Origin of the sequence: Dactylosporangium salmoneum (assembly GCF_039532525.1) — a bacterium.
GTDB lineage: Bacteria > Actinomycetota > Actinomycetes > Mycobacteriales > Micromonosporaceae > Dactylosporangium > Dactylosporangium salmoneum.
In genome coordinates this window covers 67831-85936 of sequence record NZ_BAAARV010000056.1, presented here as the reverse complement: position 1 = coordinate 85936, position 18106 = coordinate 67831, and the positions used below count along the sequence as shown (strand labels likewise).

Sequence of the window (18106 nt, the reverse complement as noted above, 5' to 3'; positions counted from 1 at the left end):
GGGCCGCCTCCCCGGGCCGCGCGGCGAACCCGGCCGCGACCGGGTCGGCCGGCCCGCCGCCGGCCAGCAGCACCGCCATGACCAGCCCCGACACGACCCGCCGGGCCGGCTCCTCGCGCCACGCCCGCGCGACCGCGACCACCATCCCGGCCACCGCCACGACCCCGGCCACCCCGAGGGCGACGAGCCCGTTGTGGTCGTACGTGCCGAAGAACTCCGCGATTCCGACAAGCGCCCCGAGCAGGGTGGCGATCGCCACGTATGCCATGACGCCCATTCTCCAACGAGCCCGCGGCCATAGACTCGGCGGCATGTCGACCGCCGCGGAGTACCTGTTCTTCGCCGACTCGATGGCCCGGGGCAGCTCGCCGCTGTACGAACAGCTGGCCCGGGGCGTGGCCGGGGACGACGAGATCCTGGGCCTGCTCGACGGGCTCCCGGCGCCGAAGCGGCAGCCCAACCTCCTCCTCGCCGCGGCGCGGCTGGCCGGCGGGGTGCCGCGGGGGTTCGCGGACTTCAAGGCCACCGTGCTCGGCCACGCCGACGAGGTCGTAGCCACGATGCTGTCCCGGCGCACGCAGACGAACGAGGCCGGGCGGTGCGCGGCGCTCTACCCGATCCTGGCCGTTCTCCCGCAGCCACTGGCCCTGATCGAGGTCGGCGCGTCCGCCGGGCTGTGCCTGCTTCCCGATCTGTACCGGTACGACTACACCGCCGCCGACGGCGCCACGGCCACCGCCGGCGATCCGGACAGCCCGGTGCGGCTGCGGTGCCGGGTCGACGGGCCGGCGCCGCGGGTCGGGCCCGGCGCGGTGCGGGTGGCCTGGCGGGCCGGGATCGACCTCAACCCGCTCGACGTCACCGACGAGGACGACGTGAACTGGCTGCGGGCGCTGGTCTGGCCCGAGCAGCAGGAGCGGCGCGAGCGCCTCGACGCGGCCCTGACGGTGGCCCGGCGCGAACCGCCGCGGGTGGTGGCCGGCGACCTCAACGAGCGCATCGACGCGCTCGTCGCCGAGGCTCCGGCGGACGCCACGCTGGTGGTGTTCCACACCGCGGTGGTCGACTACGTGCCGGAGCCGGCCCGGTCGGCGTTCGTCGCGCGGATGCGCGGGCTCGACGGGCACTGGCTGTCGCAGGAGCTGCCCTCGGTCTTCCCCGAGCTGGCCCCGCGACTGCCGGAGGAGCCGCCCGCCGGGGCGGTCTCCTACGCGCTGATGCTCGACGAACGGCCGCTGGCCTACGCCGCGCTGCACGGGGCGTGGCTGCGGCCGTTCGCCGGCGGGCTACGGTAGCGCGATCCAGGTGGCTCGGGCCGTCGCCAGCACCGTCCCCTTCGGACTGTAGACAGTGGACAGCACGTCGGCCTTGCGCCCCTCGCCGCCGAGGTGCGCGCCCACCACCACGCAGGTGTCGCCGGGCTCCGGCAGGTCGTCGATCCAGGCGGCGAGGCGGCCGAGGACGTACGGGCGGCCGCCGTTCGGCCCGATGACCGACCAGCCGCCGGGGCAGTCCAGCGCGGCCCACATCATCACCGCGGAGACGTCGCCGGACACGTGCCACGGGGTGGCGGTGCGGCCGTCGGGCAGGATGCCCGGGAACAGCGCCAGGCCGTCGGCCCGGTCGGGGCCGCACACGTAGCACGTCGGGAACGGGTGGTCGCGCAGGCCGGGGTACTCCTTCGAGATCTCCGCGGCGGCGTCGAGCGACACGTGCGGTACGACTGCGGGGTTGTCCGCAGCGACCTGCCGGGCCTCCGCGATCAGCTCGTCGCCGGACATGGCGCGGCCGCCGGCCTCGGCCCGCACGACGGTCAGGTCGGTCTCCAGCGGCGGCGGGCGGCGCAGCGTGACCTCGACCGGGCCGAGGCCGAGCTCGGTGGCGAGCAGGCCGCAGGCGTACCCCCCGTTGCCGGACCCGGGCGGGCCGTTGAACCGCGCGGCGATGCGCATGGACGTCCTCCTGTCAGTTCGGTCGACGCAGGCCGGCGAGCAGCACGGCGACCAGCCGGCGGGCATCGTAGCGAGTATCGCTCTCCGCGCCGATGCACAGGTTGCCGACGCCCCGCATGAGCTGGTACGCGTCGAGGTCGGCCCGGATCTCCCCGGCCGCCGCCGCCGCGTCGAGCAGGCGGGTGCAGACCGGGACGAGCCGGTCGAGGAAGTACGCGTGCAGCGACTCGAACTGGGCGCTGTCGGAGCGCAGCGCGGCGGCCAGCCCGTGCTTGGTCACCAGCAGGTCGACGAACAGGTCGATCCAGCCGACGAGGGCCGCGTACGGCTCGTGCGTCGCGTTCAGGCCGGCCTCGGCGCACGCCTCGATCTGGTGGCGGTACACGGCGACGACGAGCTCGGCGCGGGTCGGGAAGTGGCGGTACACCGTGCCCACCCCGACGCCGGCGCGGGCCGCGATGTCGCGCACGGGCGCCTCGACCCCCGCCGCCACGAAGGCGGCCGCGGCCGCGTCCAGCAGCGCCGTCTCGTTGCGCCGGGCGTCCGCCCGCTTGCGCGGCTCGGTTGTCGCTTCGTTTGCCAATCGGAACCTCGTTCCGTATCGTCGATAGCGGAACATGGTTCCGTCTTGCAATCCTAGCGGAGGCGCTGATGTCCACCCCAACCTTCGGCATCATGACGGCCCCGGCCCAGGTCGGCTACGACGAGATCCTGCGCGTCTGGCAGGAGGCCGACGCGGTCGAGGCCATCGGGCACGCCTGGCTCTACGACCACCTCCTGCCCATCTTCGGCGACCCGGACGGCCCGGCCTTCGAGGGCTGGACCCTGCTGTCCGCCCTCGCCGCCCGGACCGCCCGCCTGCGCCTCGGCCTGCTGGTGACCAGCAACCGCTTCCGCCCGCCGGCCCTGCTCGCCAAGATGGCCACCACGGTCGACATCGTCTCCGGCGGCCGCCTCGACCTGGGCATCGGCGTCGGCTCCCGGCCCGACCACCCCCTGGCCCGCCGCGAGTACGAGGCCCACGGCCTGCCCTTCCACGACACCGCCGAGGCCACCGCCCGGCTGTCCGAGGCCTGCGAGGTCATCAAGCGCCTGTGGACGTCGCCGGCGCCGTTCGACCACGACGGCGCACACCTCCACCTGCGCGGCGCCTTCGGCAACCCCAAGCCCGTCCAGCACCCCCACCCGCCGATCCTGATCGGCGGCCGCTCGAAGGCCACTCTGCGCGTGGTCGCCGAGCACGCCGACATCTGGAACATCCCGGGCGGCGACATCGCCGACGTCACCGAACGCAGTGCGTTGCTGGACCGGTACTGCGAGGACATCGGCCGCGACCCGGCCGACGTCGTGCGCTCCATCCACCTGCCGGTCTCCTACGACCGGCCGTCCACGACCCGGTCGGCCGTCGCCGAGGCCCTCGACGCCGGCTTCCGCCACTTCGTGCTGAGCATCGCGTCGGCCTACCCGGCCGGCGTCGCCGCCTGGGTGGCCGACGAGCTGATCCGCCCCCACCTGCCGTGACCCTGGGCAAGGACGCCGCGAGGACGCCGGGCGGCGGCCGGTCTGCCGCCGCGGGGCGTCCTCGCTGGTTCGACGGGGCTACACCGCCTTACCAGCGGTCGCGCATCCGGCGCAGCACCAGCGTCGTCGCGCCGGCCGCCGCCGCGAGCGCCATCGTGCTCGCGACCACCGGATGGGTGCTCGCCACGACGTAGTAGCTGCGCCGGCGGACCCAGCCCTCGTGCGAGCCCCGCTCGTGCAGGTCGTCGCCGGCGTGCCACAACGCGCTCGCCTCGCGGGGCGCCGACGGCCGGTCCGTGCGCTGCGACCAGTACGCGTACCGGCGTATCATGCGGTCCGTCAGCTTCGGCGCGACGTTGGCCAGCGCCGTCAGGACCTTCGCCTGCCCGCCGACGTACAGGTCGCGCTTCGGGTGCGCGGCGGCGTACAGGATCGCCCCGGCGACCGCCTCCGGCGGGTAGAGCATGCCCCGGTGGGCCGGCTGGCCGGCCAGGTAGCTCTCGGCGTGCTCGTTGTACGGCGTGTCGATCCGGCCGGGGTGCACGAGCGTGACCGAGACCGGCAGCCGCGCCGCGGCGACCTCGATCCGCAGTGCCTCGGTGAACCCGTGCACGGCGGACTTGGCGCTGCCGTACGTGGCCTGCACGGGGGTGGCGCGCTCGCCGAGGAAGCTGCCCACGTTGATGATCGCGCCCGGCCGCCCGGTGTCGCGGAACTGCTCCACGGCGGCCCGCGAGCCGTGCACGACGCCCCAGAACACGGTGTCGAACACCCGGTGCATGTCGTCCAGCGAGACGTCCCAGCTCTGGCCGAAGATCGACACGCCGGCGTTGTTGACCCACGTGTCGAAGCCACCGAACGTCTCCACGGCGGTCCGGGCCACGCGGGCCACGTCGTCCCGGCGGCCGACGTCGGCCACCACGAACGCCGCCTCGCCGCCCGCTTCCTGGATCTCGTCGCACAGCGTGCGCAGGGCCTCCTCGTTCCGGGCGACGAGAACCAGGCGGGCGCCGCGCGCCGCCGCCATCCGCGCGGTCACCAGTCCGATGCCGCTCGACGCGCCGGTGATGACCACGGTCTGCTCCTCGATGGGACGCAGCCGCGGTCCCCCGAGCCTCCTGCGCGCCCCGTTACCGCCCGGCTCGGCCGGCGGCCCGCCGGTCCCCCGCCGCTGCGCCTCCTCCTCGAAGAACTCCCCGGTCCCCACCTCCTCGGCAGGGGTGAACGGGGCACCGAAGCCCTCCTCGGCCGCACCGCGGCCGTAGTCACGGTCATGGTTACGATCCGCCGACGTCATGGCGGGCCTCCCTTTCCCTGCGTCCGCCCAGATGCCTTCGGCGACGGCGCTACCCGGCCACCGTCCGATCATGCGGGTGCCGGGCGTTGACAAAACCGGTGCCGCTGCTGACGCTCTTCATCGACATTGCGCGGGGCGCGGCTGCGGAAGGTGCAGGCGGTGCACCGCCGCGCGAACAAGACGGGGGCAACAACGGTGAACAAGGCTGCGCGGTTCGTGGCGGTGGCCGCGCTCGTGCTGGGGACGACCGCGTGCCAGGCGCCGCCGGCCGGCACCGACGGGGACCTCACCGACGACTGGCGGCCGCTCGCGGCGCCCACCTTCGAGGTACCGGACGTCGGGCAGTGCCTCAAGAGCGAGCCGCGCTCGCCCTTCGAATCACATTTCTACCGGGCTACGCCGATTGCGTGCGATGCGCAGCATGCGCTGGAAGTCGTGCTCGTCGGGACCGTCGAGGGCCCGGCCGCGGCCGCCGCGGCGCCGCCCGAGCCGGGGAGCGCGGGGTACCAGGCCGCGTACGCCGCGTGCGGGGACGCCGCCGACGACTACGTCGGCGGGGACTGGCACGACGGGCTGCTCGGCATCGACGTGCAGCTGCCGACGAAGACCCCGTGGGGCGGCGGGCAGCGCACGTACGTGTGCACGGTCTACGGCAGTGCCACCGGGAGCGGCATGATGGCGTTGCGCAAGGGCTCGCTCAAGGGCGCGCTGGCCGGCGCGGCGCCGTCGGCGTTGCACTGCCTCGAGGTCATCGCGGAGGAGCGGTCCGACGGCTTCTACCAGCACATGTCCGCGATGAACCCGATCGACTGCGCGCAGCCGCACGGCGCTGAGTACACCGGCAGCGTCGTCGTCCCCGGCACCACGCTCCCGGCCGACGACAAGCTCCACACCATGATGGCCGACGCCTGCCGGGCCAAGGAGGCCGCGTTCCTCGGGCTGACCCAGTCGCAGCTCAAGAGCCGCTCCGACGTCCAGGTCGCCTGGTACAACATGAGCCAGAACCACTGGCAGTCCGGCGACCATCACGAGCGGTGCTTCGTGACGGTGCCGTACAAGCACCCGGTCCACGCCAGCCTCAAGGGACTCGGGCAGGCCCCCCTCCCGGCGTGATCCGTCCACCCGTGGAAACTCGTTTGCCGGTCCGGCCCCGCGCTGCTGGCCCAACGGCGAGGTCCAGGTCTTCCGCGACTACCGGGATCGGGTGTCGGCCGCCGGCACGGCCCGCCGCGAGATCCTCGCCGAGCTGCCGGCCCCGCCGCACCCGGCCGGCCTCGACCGGCTGATCTGGCAGCGTGGCGCGCAGGTGCGCGGCCGGCGGCTACCGCGCGCCGCGGGCGGCGCCGGAAAGTCCTGAACACCGGAGCAGCCGGAGACGGCGGCGGGCGGGCGTGGTGTGATGTGGGGATGAGCACCCCCAGGCCGACCATCGAGGACGTCGCCCGGGCCGCCGGTGTGTCGCGCGCGACCGTGTCCCGGGTGATCAACGACGAGCCGGGCGCGTCCGAGCCGCTGCGGGCCCGGGTGCGGGCGGCGGTGGCCGAGCTGGGGTACCTGCCGAACCAGACGGCCCGGGCGCTGGCCTCGGGGCGGCCGCGGGCGGTGGACGTGGTGGCCGTGACGTACACGCCCGGGCTCGGCTGGCTGGGCGTGCACCCCTACTACAGCCGCGTGCTCGCGGGGGTCATGTCGGTGCTGGAGGGGACCGACGTACACCTGCGGCTGCACGCCGTCGGGGCCTCCGGCGCCACCGAGGCGCTCGACACGATCGCGGCGCAGGCCACCGTCGGGGCGGTGCTGACCAATCTCGAGCCGGCGCAGGCCGCCCGGTTCCACCGCCGGTGCCGGCGGTCGGTCTCGATGGTGACCACCGCCGCATCGGTGCCGTCAGTCGAGGTGGACAACGCCGCCGGGGCGTACGCGGCGGTCGAGCACCTCCACCGCCTCGGCCGGCGGCGCATCGCCGCCATCCACGGACCCGAGGCCAGCACCTGCGCCGTGGACCGCCGGGCCGGCTACGAGCGGGCCGTGCGCGACCTGGGCCTGCCCGACCTCGGCACCCCCGGCGGCGACTTCGTGCGCGAGCACGGCCACGACACCGCCGCCCGGCTGCTGCAGGAGCACCCCGGCCTGGACGCGCTCTTCGTGTCGTGCGACCTCATGGCCGCCGGGGCCGTGCAGGCGATCACCGCCGCCGGGCGCCGCGTGCCCGGGGACGTCAGCATCATGGGCTTCGACGACAGCCTGGCCGCGGTCTGCGCCAACCCGCCGCTGAGCACCATGCGCGTGCCGGTGGAGGACATGGCGGCCGCCGCCACCCGGCTCCTGCTGGGCGGGGACGTCCCGGCCGGCCACCGCGAGCTGTTCCCGGTCGCCCCGGTGCTGCGCCAGAGCACCGCCGCGGGGCGCTTTACCTGAGAGCGCTCTCGGGCCTAGCGTCCCGGGCCATGTCCGAGCCGCTCCGCGCCGCCACCCGGGCCACGTACGTCGTGTTCGCCGCCTGTGGCTTCATGCTCGCCAGCTGGATCGCCCGCATCCCGCAGCTGCGCGACCACCTCCACCTCGAGCCGGCCCGGCTCGGCTGGGTACTGCTCGGGGCGGCCGCCGGCTCGCTGGTCTCCCGGCCGTTCTCCGGGCCGGTGCTCGCCCGGCTCGGGCAGCGCCGCACGGTCCAGGTCGCCGGGGTCGTCGCCAGCGCCGGGCTGTTCGTCACCGGGCTGGGCGGGGCGGGCGGGCTGTGGGTGCTCGTCGCCGGGCTACTGCTCATCGGGTTCGCCACCTCGGTCTGGGACGTGGCCATGAACGTCCAGGGGGCCGAGGTCGAGCGGCGCCTCGGGCGGTCGATCATGCCCCGGTTCCACGCCGCGTTCGCCGCCGGGACGGTCGCCGGCGCCGGGGTCGCCGCCGGCCTGGTCTCGCTGCGGGTGCCGGTCCCGGTCCACCTGTGCGCGGCCGCGGTGCTGGTCGCGGCGGCTGTGTACCTCGGCGCCCGCGACTACCTGCCCGACGCCCATGCGGCCCCCACTCCGGGCGCCGCGCTGCCGCCGGCCGCGCTGCGGGCCTGGCGGGAGCCGCGGACCATCCTCATCGGGCTGTTCGTGCTCACGTTCGCGTTCGGCGAGGGCGCCGCCGGCGACTGGATCGGGGTCGCGCTCATCGATGGCCACGGCGCGGCGGCCGCGGTCGGCAGCCTCGGGTACGCCCTCTACCTCGCCGCCACGACCGCCCTGCGCTGGTTCGGCGGCGGCCTGCTCGACCGGTTCGGCCGGGTCGCCGTGCTGCGCGCGCTGGGCCTGGTCACCATCGCCGGGCTGCTGCTGTTCGTCTTCGGCCCCAACCTGGCGGTGGCCCTGGCCGGGGCGCTGCTGTGGGGCGTAGGCACGGCCTTCGGGTACCCGGTCGGCATGAGCGCCGGCGCGGACGACCCCCGCCATGCGGCCGCCCGGGTCACCGTCGTCTCCACGCTGGGCAAGGTGGCCTCCTTCGCCGGGCCGCCGCTGATCGGGATGCTCGGCGACCGCGTCACGGTACTGCGGGCCCTGCTCGTCGTGGCCGCCCTCCAGGCCGTCGCCGTCCTGATCGCCGGAGCGACCCGCCGGCAGCCCCCCGAAGGAGCGGCGGAAGCCCGGGCGGCCGAAGAGGCTAGCCCCGCATCAGGTCGTTGAAGCGGGACGTCACGCCGATCTCGTCCGGGCGTTGCGCGTCGCGGCGGACCCGGGAGAGCTCACGGCGTACGAACGCCTCGAACGTGGTCGGGGGACGGCCCAGCAGCCAGGTCAGCACGTTGGGGTTGCCGACGAAGTCGTGGGAGCTGTAGCGGGCGGTGATCGCGCGCAGGACGCGCAGCTGATGGGTGACCTCGCCCGGGTCGGCGTCGCCCACCCATGCCTTGAGGTAGGTGTCGGCGTCGATCCGGCGGACCTCGATCGGGCGGCCCAGCACGCGGGCGATGATGGCGCCGAGCTCGTGCGCGGTGTACCGGCCGGGGCCCACCAGCTCGTAGGTGGCGCCGGCGTGGCGGGCCGGGTCGGCGAACACGGCCGCGACCACGTCGGTCACGTCGTCGAGGTCGACGAGGGACTGGCGGCGCTCGAGGGACCACGACAGCTCGAAGACGCCGCGCTCGAAGACGGGGCGCAGCTTGAGCGGCAGCATGTAGTTGGCGGGCTGCAGGATGGTGAACTCCAGGCCCGAGGAGAGCAGGTGCTCCTCGACGTCCCGCTTGATCTCGTGCTGCACGAGGTCGGTCGTGATGGCGTGCAGCACGGAGCTGAACACCATGTGCCGGACCCCTTCGGCCCGGCAGGCGTCGACCACGGCGAGGCCCATCGCGCGCTCGCTCGGATGGATGGTGGGGCCGACGTGGTACACCATGCCGGCCCCCCGCACCGCGGCCCGCGCCACGGCGGGGTCGGCGAGGTCTCCGACGACGACGTCGGCGACCCCGATCGCGCGCAGGCGTGCCGCCGACGCCTCGGACCGCACGCAGGCGCGCACGGCGTGGCCGGCGGCGAGCAGCTTCGGCACGAGCAGCTTGCCCTGGTTGCCGTTGGCGGCGGTCACGAGGAGCACCGCAGGCCTCCGATCCAGACGCCGCGGATGGCGCGGGTCGCGGCGATGTCGCGGGTCGGGTCGCCGGCGACGAGGACGAGGTCGGCCCGGCGCCCGGGCTCGATGACGCCGCGGTCGGCGAGCCCGAACGTGGCCGCGGCGAGGGAGGTGGCGCCCCGCAGCGCCTCGGCCGGGGTGAGGCCGGCGCGGACGAGCCGGCGCAGCTCGTCGTGCAGCGCCTCCCCGTGGCGGGGCTGGAACGGGGTGCGCGGGTCGTCATTGGCGTCGGTGCCGGCCAGCACGGCCCGGCCCGCCGCGCGGAAGCTCGCGACGGTGGCCTCGGCGTGCCGGTAGCGCATCCGCAGCGCCGGCAGCACCAGCGACAGGGCCCGCATCGCGGGCTTGCCGCCGATGTTGCGGGCCACGCCGTCCATCATCGCCAGGGTCGGGATGATGGCCACCGGCCGGTCGGCGAGCAGCCGTTGGGTCTGCGCGTCCAGGCCGCTGGTGAGGGCGGTGTGCGTGACGACGTCGACGCCGGCGGCCACCGCCAGGTGCAGGGTGCCGGCGCTGACGACGTGGGCGACCGTGCGCAGCCCCGCCGCGTGCGCGGCCGCCACGACGGCGGCCACCGTGTCGGCGGCGAGCGGCCTGGCCTTCGGGATCCGCGGGTCCTCGACGATGATCTTGACGTAGTCGGAGCCGTCGGCGACCCGGTCGGCGACGAACCGCTCGGCGTCGCCCGGGCCGGTGACCGCGGTCGAGGCCGGGAAGCCCATGGTGGTGACGAACATCGAGCCGGGGCCGCTGGCCGGGCGGCCGGCGCTGAGCAGCGACGGCAGCCCGGGCCGGCCCTTGAGCGCCATGGTGGCCTCGAAGTGCGGCGCCGCCATGTCCAGCACGGTGCTCACCCCGGCGGCGGCGCAGGCCCGCAGGTGCTCCTCGCTGCTGACGTGGACGTGGGTGTCGATGAGGCCGGGCAGCAACGCGCCGCCCGCCCCGTCGACGACCTCGGCGCCGTCCGGGGCGGGGCCGGCGGCGATGAGCCCGTCGCGGATCACGACGGTCTCCGGGCCGCGCAGCCCGGCGCCGTCGAAGACCCGGACGCCCGTGATGGCGGTGGCGGCCACGCTCAGCCGATCCCGGCCGCGGCGGCGAGCCTCTCGTACGCGGCCCGCACGGCCGGGACGAGCGCCGCCGCGGCGCCGTAGTCGGCACGGTCGCCCCGCAGCTGCAGGATGTTGCCGGCCCGCAGCCGCGCCGGGACGTCCTCGCCGCGGGCGGCGACGAGGGCGTGGAAGTGGGCGTAGTTCTCGCCGAAGCTCATGAGGTACGTCGTCGGCGCCCCCGTGACCTCGGTGACGGCCGCGATGAGGTCGCGCGCCCGCGGCCCGAACGAGGCGAGCTCGGCCGGGCCGAGCCCGGTGATGCGCTCGGCGTGGCGGCGGGCCCGCAGGATGAACCAGCCGGGCACGTCGTAGCCGCGCACGAGCTCCGCGGCCCAGTCCTCGTCGCGGAAGACGACGGCCTCGGCGTCGGCGCCTTCGAGCTCACACATGAGGCACGACATCAGGAGAAGACCTCGACGTGCGCGCCCTCGGGAATGTCGTCGTTGACGCGGGCGGTGTCGTCGATGCGGCGCCAGATCTCGTAGCCGTTCTCGCGGCAGATCTTGCCGTCGACGCACTGGAACGCGTGCAGGAGGCGGATGCTGACCGTGGTGCCGACCGGGAACGGGCAGTTGCGGAAGCCGTCGCCGGTGATCGTCCACTCGAAGATGCTGTCGTCGAAGACCCACTCCTCGGTCGCGAACCGGTACAGGTTGGTGATCTTGTGGATCTGCATCGAGCCGAAGATGCGCAGGTACTCCTGCTTGACCTCCTCCTTGTCGCGCAGGACGAGGCCGCGGGCCGGCACCTCCCACACGATGTTCTCGGCGTAGCCGGCGATCGCCTGGTCGATGGTCTCGGGGGTCTCGTTGTGGAAGTGGTCCTCCACGACGGCGAGGTTGCGGGCGATGATCTCCTCGCGCGAGAGCGCGTCATGGGACGTCATGTCGGCGGTACTCCGATCTCTTGGGGTGTGATCAGGTCTCTCGGGGTGTGCTCAGGGGACCAGGTGCGCTGAGCCGAGGCTGTCAGATGAGCCCGGCGGTGGGGTGTGAAACGGCCGCCCCGGCGCGCGCCGACGCTACCAAATATATGTGATAACAACAACGGTCAGCCGAGATCGAGCGCGACGCGCACGATGCTGTCGGTGTCGATTCCGTGGTACCGGTACACGTCCTCGAGGTCCCCGGACTGCCCGAAGCGGGTGACCCCGAGGTGGCGACCCGGCACGCGATGCAGCCCGGCCAGGAACGCCAGGGTGTGCGGGTGCCCGTCGAGGACGGTCACCAGGGGCGCCGCCCGCCCGGCGGGGAACGCGGCGTCCAGGACCCAGTCCTCGGCGCCGCCGCCCAGCCCGGCCCGCGCCTGCACGGCCTCGAAGAGCAGGCCGGGGCTGGTCACGCAGACGACGTCGGCGGCCAGCCCGAGCCCGGCGAGGCGTTCGGCGGCGGCGAGGGCCTCGGGCACCATCGCCCCCATGGCGGCGATGGTCACCGCCGGCGGCCCTTCGGCTCGCCGCAGCGGATAGGCACCGGCGACCACCTGCCGGCGGCGGCGCTCCCGGGCGGCCGGATCGGCGGGCACCGCGGCGAGGCCCTGGTCGACCGGGCGCGAGGAGAGCCGCAGGTACGCCGAGCCGCCCCCCGGCCGCCCCAGCCGGCCGAGGCTGGCCAGCAGCGTCCACTCGAGGTCGATGGCGAAGGCCGGCTCGTAGCTCACGCAGCCGGGCTGCTCGACGCCGATGGACGGGGTCTTGATGGACTGGTGCGCCCCGCCCTCGGGGGCGAGGGACACCCCGGACGGCGTGCCGACCAGGATCGACTGGCCGCCCGCGTAGATGCCGAACGACCACGGCTCGAGGGCCCGCTCGACGAAGGGGTCGTAGAGCACGCCGATCGGCAGCAGCGGCCGGCCCCAGCGGCTCCAGGTGGCACCGAGCTCGCCGAGCAGCCCGACCAGGTTGACCTCGGCGATGCCGAGCTCGACGTGCTGGCCGGAGGGGCGCTCCCGCCAGTGCAGGATCGTCTCCGGGTCGTCGTCGAACCAGTCCGGGCGGGCGTCGGCGGACCAGACGCCGACCTTGTTGATCCAGCCGCCGAGGTTGGTCGAGGAGGCCACGTCGGGGGCCACGGTCACCACCCGGCGGGCCGCGTCGGGCGCCTGGCGGGTCAGGTCGAGCAGCGCCCGGCCCAGCCCCGCCTGGGTCGAGGCGGTCCCCGCCGGGGTCCGGCCGAGGTCGGCCGGCACCGGCGGCGGGGCGGCGCCCGCGCCGGGCGACCGGCGCAGCCGCCGGGCGGCCTCCGCGCACAGCCTGCCGGGGGCGGAGGCGGCCGGGAAACGGGCCCAGGGCGCGTCCACGGACATGCCGACGCGCTCGGCGAGCTGCCCGAGCTGGGTGGCGGTGAGCATCGAGGAGTGGTTCTGCGGGTGGCCCTCGGTGGCCAGGCCGTATCCCTTGATGGTGTAGGCGAAGACGACCGTCGGCCGCCCGTCGTCGATGGCGGCGAGCGTGTCGCCGAGGGTCCGCAGGTCGTGGCCGCCGAGGTTGCGCACGGCCGCGAGCAGGGTGGCGTCGTCGAGGGGGGCGAGGAACTCCCGCAGCGCCGGGGCGCCCGGGCCGTCCCCGGGGAGGCGCTCGCGCAGCTGCGACGGGCCGCAGCGCAGCAGGCGCTGGAACTCGGCGTTGGACATCGTGTCGAGCCGGTGGCGCAGGCCCTCGCCGCCGGGGCGGGCGAACAGCTCGCCGAGCAGCCGGCCGTACTTGGCGGTCAGCACCTGCCAGCCGGCCGCCTCGAACATCTGGCGCAGCCGGGTCGCGGCCAGGTGCGGCACGACCCGGTCGAGGGACTGGCGGTTGAGGTCGACGATCCAGCACACCTCGCCGAGGCCGGCCACCATCGGGTCGAGGATCGCCTCCCAGCAGGCGCCCTCGTCCAGCTCGGCGTCGCCGACCAGCGAGTACTGGCGCCCGGTGCCCGCGGAGGCGTCCAGGCCGTTGACGTAGCGGCGGGCCAGGGCGCCCCAGATCGGGGCGGTCGCACCGATGCCGACCGAGCCGGTGGAGTAGTCGACCGGGTCCGGGTCCTTCACCCGGCTGGGGTAGCTCTGCAGGCCGCCGAAGGCGCGCAGGGTGCTCAGGTAGCGCTCGTCGAGCTCGCCGAGCAGGTAGTTGATGGCGTGCAGGAGCGGCGAGGCGTGCGGCTTCACCGACACCCGGTCGGCCGGGGTCAGGTGCTCGAACCACAGCGCGGTCATGATGGTCGCCATCGAGGCGCTGGACGCCTGGTGGCCGCCGACCTTGAGGCCGCTCGCGTTGGGCCGCACCCGGTTCGCGTGGTCGACGATCGCCGTGGCGAGCCAGAGCACCCGCTGCTCCACCTCGCGCAGCACGGCCGACCGGTCCTGATGCGCGATCCCGGCCTCTGCCGCGGTCACCGTCATCTTGCACCTCCGAGGTTGTGATCACATATAACAACTACCCGCCTGACGATGTCCAGAGGTTCGCGCCGTTATAGTTGATGCCGCACGACGTGCGGATGGAGGCGATGTTGGAGCGCTCTGCTGCGGTGGTCCGCCCGATCGAGTCCCGGTCGGTCGCCGAGCAGGTCATGGCCGAGCTGCGGCGCTCGATCCTGGCCGGCGACCTGGCCCCGGGCCGGGAGTTCTCGCTGCGCGAGATCGCCGAGCAGCTGCAGGTCAGCATCATCCCCGTGCGGGAGGCGCTGCGCAGCCTGGAGAGCCAGGGCCTGGTGCACATGCGCCCGGGCCGCAGCGCCGTGGTGGCCCCGCTGGACCTGGAGGAGCTGCAGAGCATCTACCGCCTGCGCCGCCGCCTGGAGCCGGAGATCGCCCAGCGCTCCTGCCGCCTGCTCTCCCCCGCCGACCTGGACCGCCTGCAGCACGACGTGGTGGAGTTCGGCGACGAGCAGCGCACCATCCACGAGATCTACGAGGCGCACCACGAGTTCCACCTGGCCCTGCTGGCGCCCGCCGCGACCAGCTGGGACGTGCGCATCCTGCTGACCCTGTGGCGGGCCGCGGAGCGCTACATCCGCATCGGCTTCGGCCGGCTCGACCCCGACCCGGACGAGCACTGGCGGCGCGAGCGGGCCCACCAGGAACTGCTCGACGCGTTCCGCCAGCGCGACCCCGAGGTGGTCGCGGCCGCCGTGCACCAGCACCTCGCCCACAACGAGCAGATCGCCCTGCTGGCCCTGCGCGACCCGGCCACCCCCGCCCCGTCGGGCCACGGCCGGCGGCGCCGCGCGCATCACGAGGACTGACCCCGGCCGCAGCCGGCACCCGATCCACCGCGCCTCTTGTTGTTATCACATATAAGGGCTACGGTGCCCGCCATGCGCATCTTCAACCTCGACCACCGTCTCGCCCTCGGCGTGGGCCACGACCGGGCCGCCGACGTCGAGAAGGCCAGCGACGGGCGGTTCGGGGCCGACGTCCAGGCCGTGTACGAGCGCTGGGACGAGTTCGCCGGCTGGGCCCGCGCCTACGACGGCCCCGGCGAGCTGGCCGTCGAGCCCGGCCGCCTCGGCCCGCCGGTCCCCCGGCCGCCGCAGGTGTTCGCGATCGGGCTCAACTACCGCGACCACGCCGCCGAGGCCGGGCTCGCCCTGCCCGAGCGGCCGCTGGTCTTCACCAAGTTCCCGGCCAGCATCACCGGGCCGCACGGGAACATCGCCCGGCCGGCCGGGTCCGTGGACTTCGAGGTCGAGCTGGTCGCCGTCATCGGGCGCCGGGCCGAGCGCGTGCCGGCCGCCCGGGCCTGGGAGCACGTCGCCGGGCTCACCGCCGGCCAGGACCTCTCCGAGCGGGAGCTGCAGTCGGCCGGGCCCACCCCGCAGTTCAGCCTCGGCAAGTCCTTCGCCGGCTTCGCCCCCATCGGGCCGGCGCTGGTCACCGTCGACGAGTTCGCGGACCCCGACGACATCGCCATCGGGTGCGACGTCAACGGCGAGGCGATGCAGCGGGGCCGCACCGCCGACATGATCTTCACGATCCCGCAGCTCGTGGAGCATCTGTCCGCGGTACTGCCGCTGCTGCCCGGCGACCTGATCTTCACCGGCACGCCGAAGGGCGTCGGCATCGCCCGCCGGCCGCCGCGCCTGCTGCAGGTCGGCGACGAGCTGACCACCCGCATCGAGGGCATCGGCGAGATGCGCCACCGCTTCACACACCCCGCGCTTCGCGCGAGCCTCTAGCAATTCGCGCGAGCCTCTAGCAAGGAGTCCAACGATGGGCGTACGACGCGACATCATGCAGTTCTCCGTGGACGGCCTGACCATCACGGCGCTCACCGCCGGGCCGGCCGACCCCGACCCCCGCCGGCCGCTGATCGCCGCCCTGCCCGGCGGGACGTACAACGGCCGCTACTTCGACGTGCCCGGCTCCGCCCGCGGCTCGTTCCTCGACACCGCCGTCGCCGCCGGCTACCGGGTGGTCAGCTTCGACCGCCCCGGTTACGGCGCCAGCACCGCCCTCGACCCGGCCGGCAACACCTTCGACCGCCACGCCGAGCTGCTCGACGCCGCGATCGCCCAGGCCGCCGACCGCCTCGGCGCCGGGCGTGTCTTCCTCGTCGGGCACTCCATCGGCGGGATGATCGCCGTGATGATCGCCGCCGCCCAGCCCAGCTTCCGCCTCGCCGGCCTGTCCGTCACCGGCATGGGCGCCGTCATCAACGCCAACGGCGCCGCCGACGCGCTCGCCCAGCTGCCCGCCGACGCCACCGTCGACCTGCCCTACGAGGAGCGGGACAAGGTCATGTTCGGGCCCGAGGGGACGTACGGCGCGGACGCCGTCGCCGCCGCGCACGGCTCCTACGCCCCGGTACCCGTCCGGGAGCTGATCCAGGCGCCCCGCTGGCCCGTCGAGCGCCTCCCCGGCCTCGCCCCGCACGTGCGGGTGCCGGTCCACAACGCCCTCGCCGAGCACGACCTGCTGTGGGACAGCGCCCCCGAGCACGTGGCCCGGTTCGCCGCCATGCTGACCGCGGCGCCGTTCGTGGAGGCGAGCGTGGCCCGCGGTACCGGGCACAGCATCGACCACCACACCCTGGGCCACGCGCTGCACCTGCGCCAGCTCGCCTTCGCCGAGGAGTGCGCGCTCTGGGACGAGCGCCGGTGACCGGGCGGGTGCCGGTCGTCATCGGCGGCGGGGGCCCGGTCGGCCTCGCCGCCGCCGTCGAGCTCGGCCGGCGCGGCGTCGCGTGCCTCGTCGTCGAGCCCCGGACCGCCGTCTCCCACGCCCGGCCCCGCTGCAAGACCATCAACGTCCGGTCGATGGAGCACCTGCGCCGGTGGGGCATCGCCGACCGGCTGCGGGCCGAGGCGCCGCTGCCGGTCTCCTGGTCCCAGGACGTCGTGTTCTGCACCTCGCTGGCCGGGCGGGAGCTCTCGCGGTTCACCGGCGTGCTCGGGCTGAGCCCCGACGGGGACCGGTTCGCCGAGCTCGGCCAGCAGGCACCGCAGTACGTCCTGGAGGAGTTGCTGCGGGCCACCGTGGCCGGGCTGCCGGCCTGCACCCTCGCCACCGGCTGGCGGGTCGACACCGTCGAGCAGGACGGCGCCGGGGTGCGGGTGGGGCTGCTCGACGAGGCGGGCGGGCGGCGCGAGGTCGACGCCGAGTACCTGATCGGCTGCGACGGCCCGCGCAGTACCGTCCGGGAGCAGATCGGCGCGCGGTACGAGGGCGGCCAGGCGCTGCGCCCCAACTTCGGCATGGTGTTCGAGGCACCCGGCCTGTGGGAGCACGTCCGGCACGGCCCGGCCGTGCACTACTGGATCATCAACCCGGAGGCGCCCGCGCTCATGGGCCCGATCGACCGCGACGGCACGTGGTGGATCATCGCCCTGGGCGTGGACCGGGAGTCCGGCGAGCGCGAGACCCGCCGCATCATCGACGCGGCCGCCGGCCGGCCCGTCGAGGCGCGGGTGCTCTCCACCGACCCGTGGACCGCCCGCATGCAGCTCGCGGACCGCATGCGGGTCGGCCGGGTATTCCTGGCCGGCGACGCCGCGCACCTCAACCCGCCCTTCGGCGGCCACGGCCTCAACACCGGCCTCGGCGACGCCGTCGACATCGGCTGGAAGCTCGCCGCGGTCCTCGGCGGCTGGGCCGGCCCGGCGCTGCTGGACAGCTACGAGGCCGAGCGCCGGCCGATCCAGCGGCGGGTCATCGCGGAGGCGACCGCGAACATGGCCGTGCTGTCGACCGAGCTGCTCGCCGCGAACCTCGACGACGCCGACGCGGCCGGCGAGGCGGCCCGGGCCGCGGCGGGCGATCGCATCCAGGCCACCAAGCACGCCGAGTTCCACTCGCTGGAGCTGGTTCTCGACGCGGGGCTCGAGGGCTCGCCGATCGTGGCGCAGGGCGCCGGCACGCGGCTGCCGCACCTGTGGCTGGCGCCGGGCAGGTCGCTGTACGACACCCTCGGCCCCGGCTACACGGTGCTGGTGCTGGGCGAGGCCGACCCCGGGCCCCTCGAGCGGGCCGCGCGCGACCGCGGCGTCCCGCTCACGGTGCTCGACCTGCGCGGGCACGGGGTCCGCGGCCGGTTCGCCGCCGGCCTCGTCCTCGTCCGGCCCGACCAGCACATCGCCTGGCAGGGCGACGAGGCGCCGCCGGCGGACGTCATCGACCTGGTGCGAGGGGCATAGGCC

19 protein-coding genes are annotated in these 18106 nt (G+C 74.9%); 10 read left to right on the top strand and 9 right to left on the bottom strand.

Going from position 1 to position 18106, the window contains the following annotated elements; all coding sequences use genetic code 11:
* Positions 1-268 (bottom strand): hypothetical protein (locus ABD352_RS29990; RefSeq protein WP_344615868.1); only part of this gene is annotated, 268 nt, incomplete at its 3' end.
* Between the two features lie 43 nt (positions 269-311).
* Here ABD352_RS29990 and ABD352_RS29985 point away from each other — a divergent pair.
* Positions 312-1295, top strand: coding sequence for a DUF2332 domain-containing protein (locus ABD352_RS29985; protein WP_344615867.1), 984 nt, complete (start codon positions 312-314; stop codon positions 1293-1295).
* Here ABD352_RS29985 and ABD352_RS29980 read toward each other — a convergent pair.
* Both ABD352_RS29980 and ABD352_RS29975 read right to left on the bottom strand, forming a co-directional pair.
* A complete protein-coding gene (locus ABD352_RS29980) occupies positions 1287-1952 on the bottom strand; it encodes a hypothetical protein (protein WP_344615866.1) in 666 nt (221 codons plus the stop codon). The genes ABD352_RS29985 and ABD352_RS29980 overlap by 9 nt on opposite strands.
* 13 nt (positions 1953-1965) lie before the next feature.
* Positions 1966-2535 carry a TetR/AcrR family transcriptional regulator gene (locus tag ABD352_RS29975; RefSeq protein ID WP_344615865.1) on the bottom strand — a complete coding sequence of 190 codons (570 nt, stop codon included), beginning with the start codon at positions 2533-2535 and terminating at the stop codon, positions 1966-1968.
* Positions 2536-2603: 68 nt separating this feature from the next.
* On the opposite strand from ABD352_RS29975, the gene ABD352_RS29970 reads away from it, so the two are divergent.
* Positions 2604-3473, top strand: a complete 870-nt coding sequence (locus ABD352_RS29970; protein ID WP_344615864.1) for an LLM class flavin-dependent oxidoreductase — start codon at positions 2604-2606, stop codon at positions 3471-3473.
* Between the two features lie 88 nt (positions 3474-3561).
* Here ABD352_RS29970 and ABD352_RS29965 read toward each other — a convergent pair whose 3' ends face one another.
* A complete protein-coding gene (locus ABD352_RS29965) occupies positions 3562-4770 on the bottom strand; it encodes an SDR family oxidoreductase (RefSeq protein WP_344615863.1) in 1209 nt (402 codons plus the stop codon).
* Positions 4771-4929: 159 nt separating this feature from the next.
* Between ABD352_RS29965 and ABD352_RS29960 the strand changes: the two genes are divergently transcribed.
* From ABD352_RS29960 to ABD352_RS29945, 4 genes are all read left to right on the top strand, one after another.
* Positions 4930-5883, top strand: a complete 954-nt coding sequence (locus ABD352_RS29960) for a septum formation family protein (protein WP_344615862.1) — start codon at positions 4930-4932, stop codon at positions 5881-5883.
* 91 nt (positions 5884-5974) lie between these two features.
* On the top strand, positions 5975-6127 hold the full coding sequence (locus ABD352_RS29955) for a hypothetical protein (RefSeq protein WP_344615861.1): 153 nt from the start codon (positions 5975-5977) through the stop codon (positions 6125-6127).
* 50 nt (positions 6128-6177) lie between these two features.
* Positions 6178-7188 carry a LacI family DNA-binding transcriptional regulator gene (locus ABD352_RS29950; RefSeq protein WP_344615860.1) on the top strand — a complete coding sequence of 337 codons (1011 nt, stop codon included), beginning with the start codon at positions 6178-6180 and terminating at the stop codon, positions 7186-7188.
* 29 nt (positions 7189-7217) lie between these two features.
* A complete protein-coding gene (locus ABD352_RS29945) occupies positions 7218-8435 on the top strand; it encodes an MFS transporter (RefSeq protein WP_344615859.1) in 1218 nt (405 codons plus the stop codon).
* Here ABD352_RS29945 and ABD352_RS29940 read toward each other — a convergent pair.
* The 5 genes from ABD352_RS29940 to ABD352_RS29920 form a co-directional block, all read right to left on the bottom strand.
* Positions 8413-9342 carry an NmrA family NAD(P)-binding protein gene (locus tag ABD352_RS29940; RefSeq protein WP_344615858.1) on the bottom strand — a complete coding sequence of 310 codons (930 nt, stop codon included), beginning with the start codon at positions 9340-9342 and terminating at the stop codon, positions 8413-8415. The genes ABD352_RS29945 and ABD352_RS29940 overlap by 23 nt on opposite strands.
* Positions 9330-10451 carry an amidohydrolase family protein gene (locus ABD352_RS29935; protein ID WP_344615857.1) on the bottom strand — a complete coding sequence of 374 codons (1122 nt, stop codon included), beginning with the start codon at positions 10449-10451 and terminating at the stop codon, positions 9330-9332. Before ABD352_RS29935 ends, ABD352_RS29940 begins: the two co-directional genes overlap by 13 nt.
* A 2-nt stretch (positions 10452-10453) precedes the next feature.
* Positions 10454-10879: an HIT family protein gene (locus tag ABD352_RS29930; protein WP_344615856.1), complete on the bottom strand. Its 426-nt coding sequence runs from the start codon at positions 10877-10879 to the stop codon at positions 10454-10456.
* Positions 10880-10890: 11 nt separating this feature from the next.
* On the bottom strand, positions 10891-11376 hold the full coding sequence (locus ABD352_RS29925) for a nuclear transport factor 2 family protein (protein WP_344615855.1): 486 nt from the start codon (positions 11374-11376) through the stop codon (positions 10891-10893).
* Between the two features lie 164 nt (positions 11377-11540).
* Entirely contained in the window at positions 11541-13871 is a 2331-nt protein-coding gene (locus ABD352_RS29920; RefSeq protein ID WP_344615854.1) for a transketolase-like TK C-terminal-containing protein, read from the bottom strand.
* Between the two features lie 95 nt (positions 13872-13966).
* On the opposite strand from ABD352_RS29920, the gene ABD352_RS29915 reads away from it, so the two are divergent.
* From ABD352_RS29915 to ABD352_RS29900, 4 genes are all read left to right on the top strand, one after another.
* A complete protein-coding gene (locus ABD352_RS29915; RefSeq protein ID WP_344615853.1) occupies positions 13967-14713 on the top strand; it encodes a GntR family transcriptional regulator in 747 nt (248 codons plus the stop codon).
* Between the two features lie 72 nt (positions 14714-14785).
* Positions 14786-15646, top strand: a complete 861-nt coding sequence (locus ABD352_RS29910; protein ID WP_344615852.1) for a fumarylacetoacetate hydrolase family protein — start codon at positions 14786-14788, stop codon at positions 15644-15646.
* Between the two features lie 34 nt (positions 15647-15680).
* Positions 15681-16571: an alpha/beta fold hydrolase gene (locus ABD352_RS29905; RefSeq protein WP_344615851.1), complete on the top strand. Its 891-nt coding sequence runs from the start codon at positions 15681-15683 to the stop codon at positions 16569-16571.
* Positions 16568-18103: an FAD-dependent monooxygenase gene (locus ABD352_RS29900; RefSeq protein ID WP_344615850.1), complete on the top strand. Its 1536-nt coding sequence runs from the start codon at positions 16568-16570 to the stop codon at positions 18101-18103. The genes ABD352_RS29905 and ABD352_RS29900 overlap by 4 nt, the downstream gene beginning before the upstream one ends.
* The last annotated feature ends 3 nt before the right edge of the window (positions 18104-18106 follow it).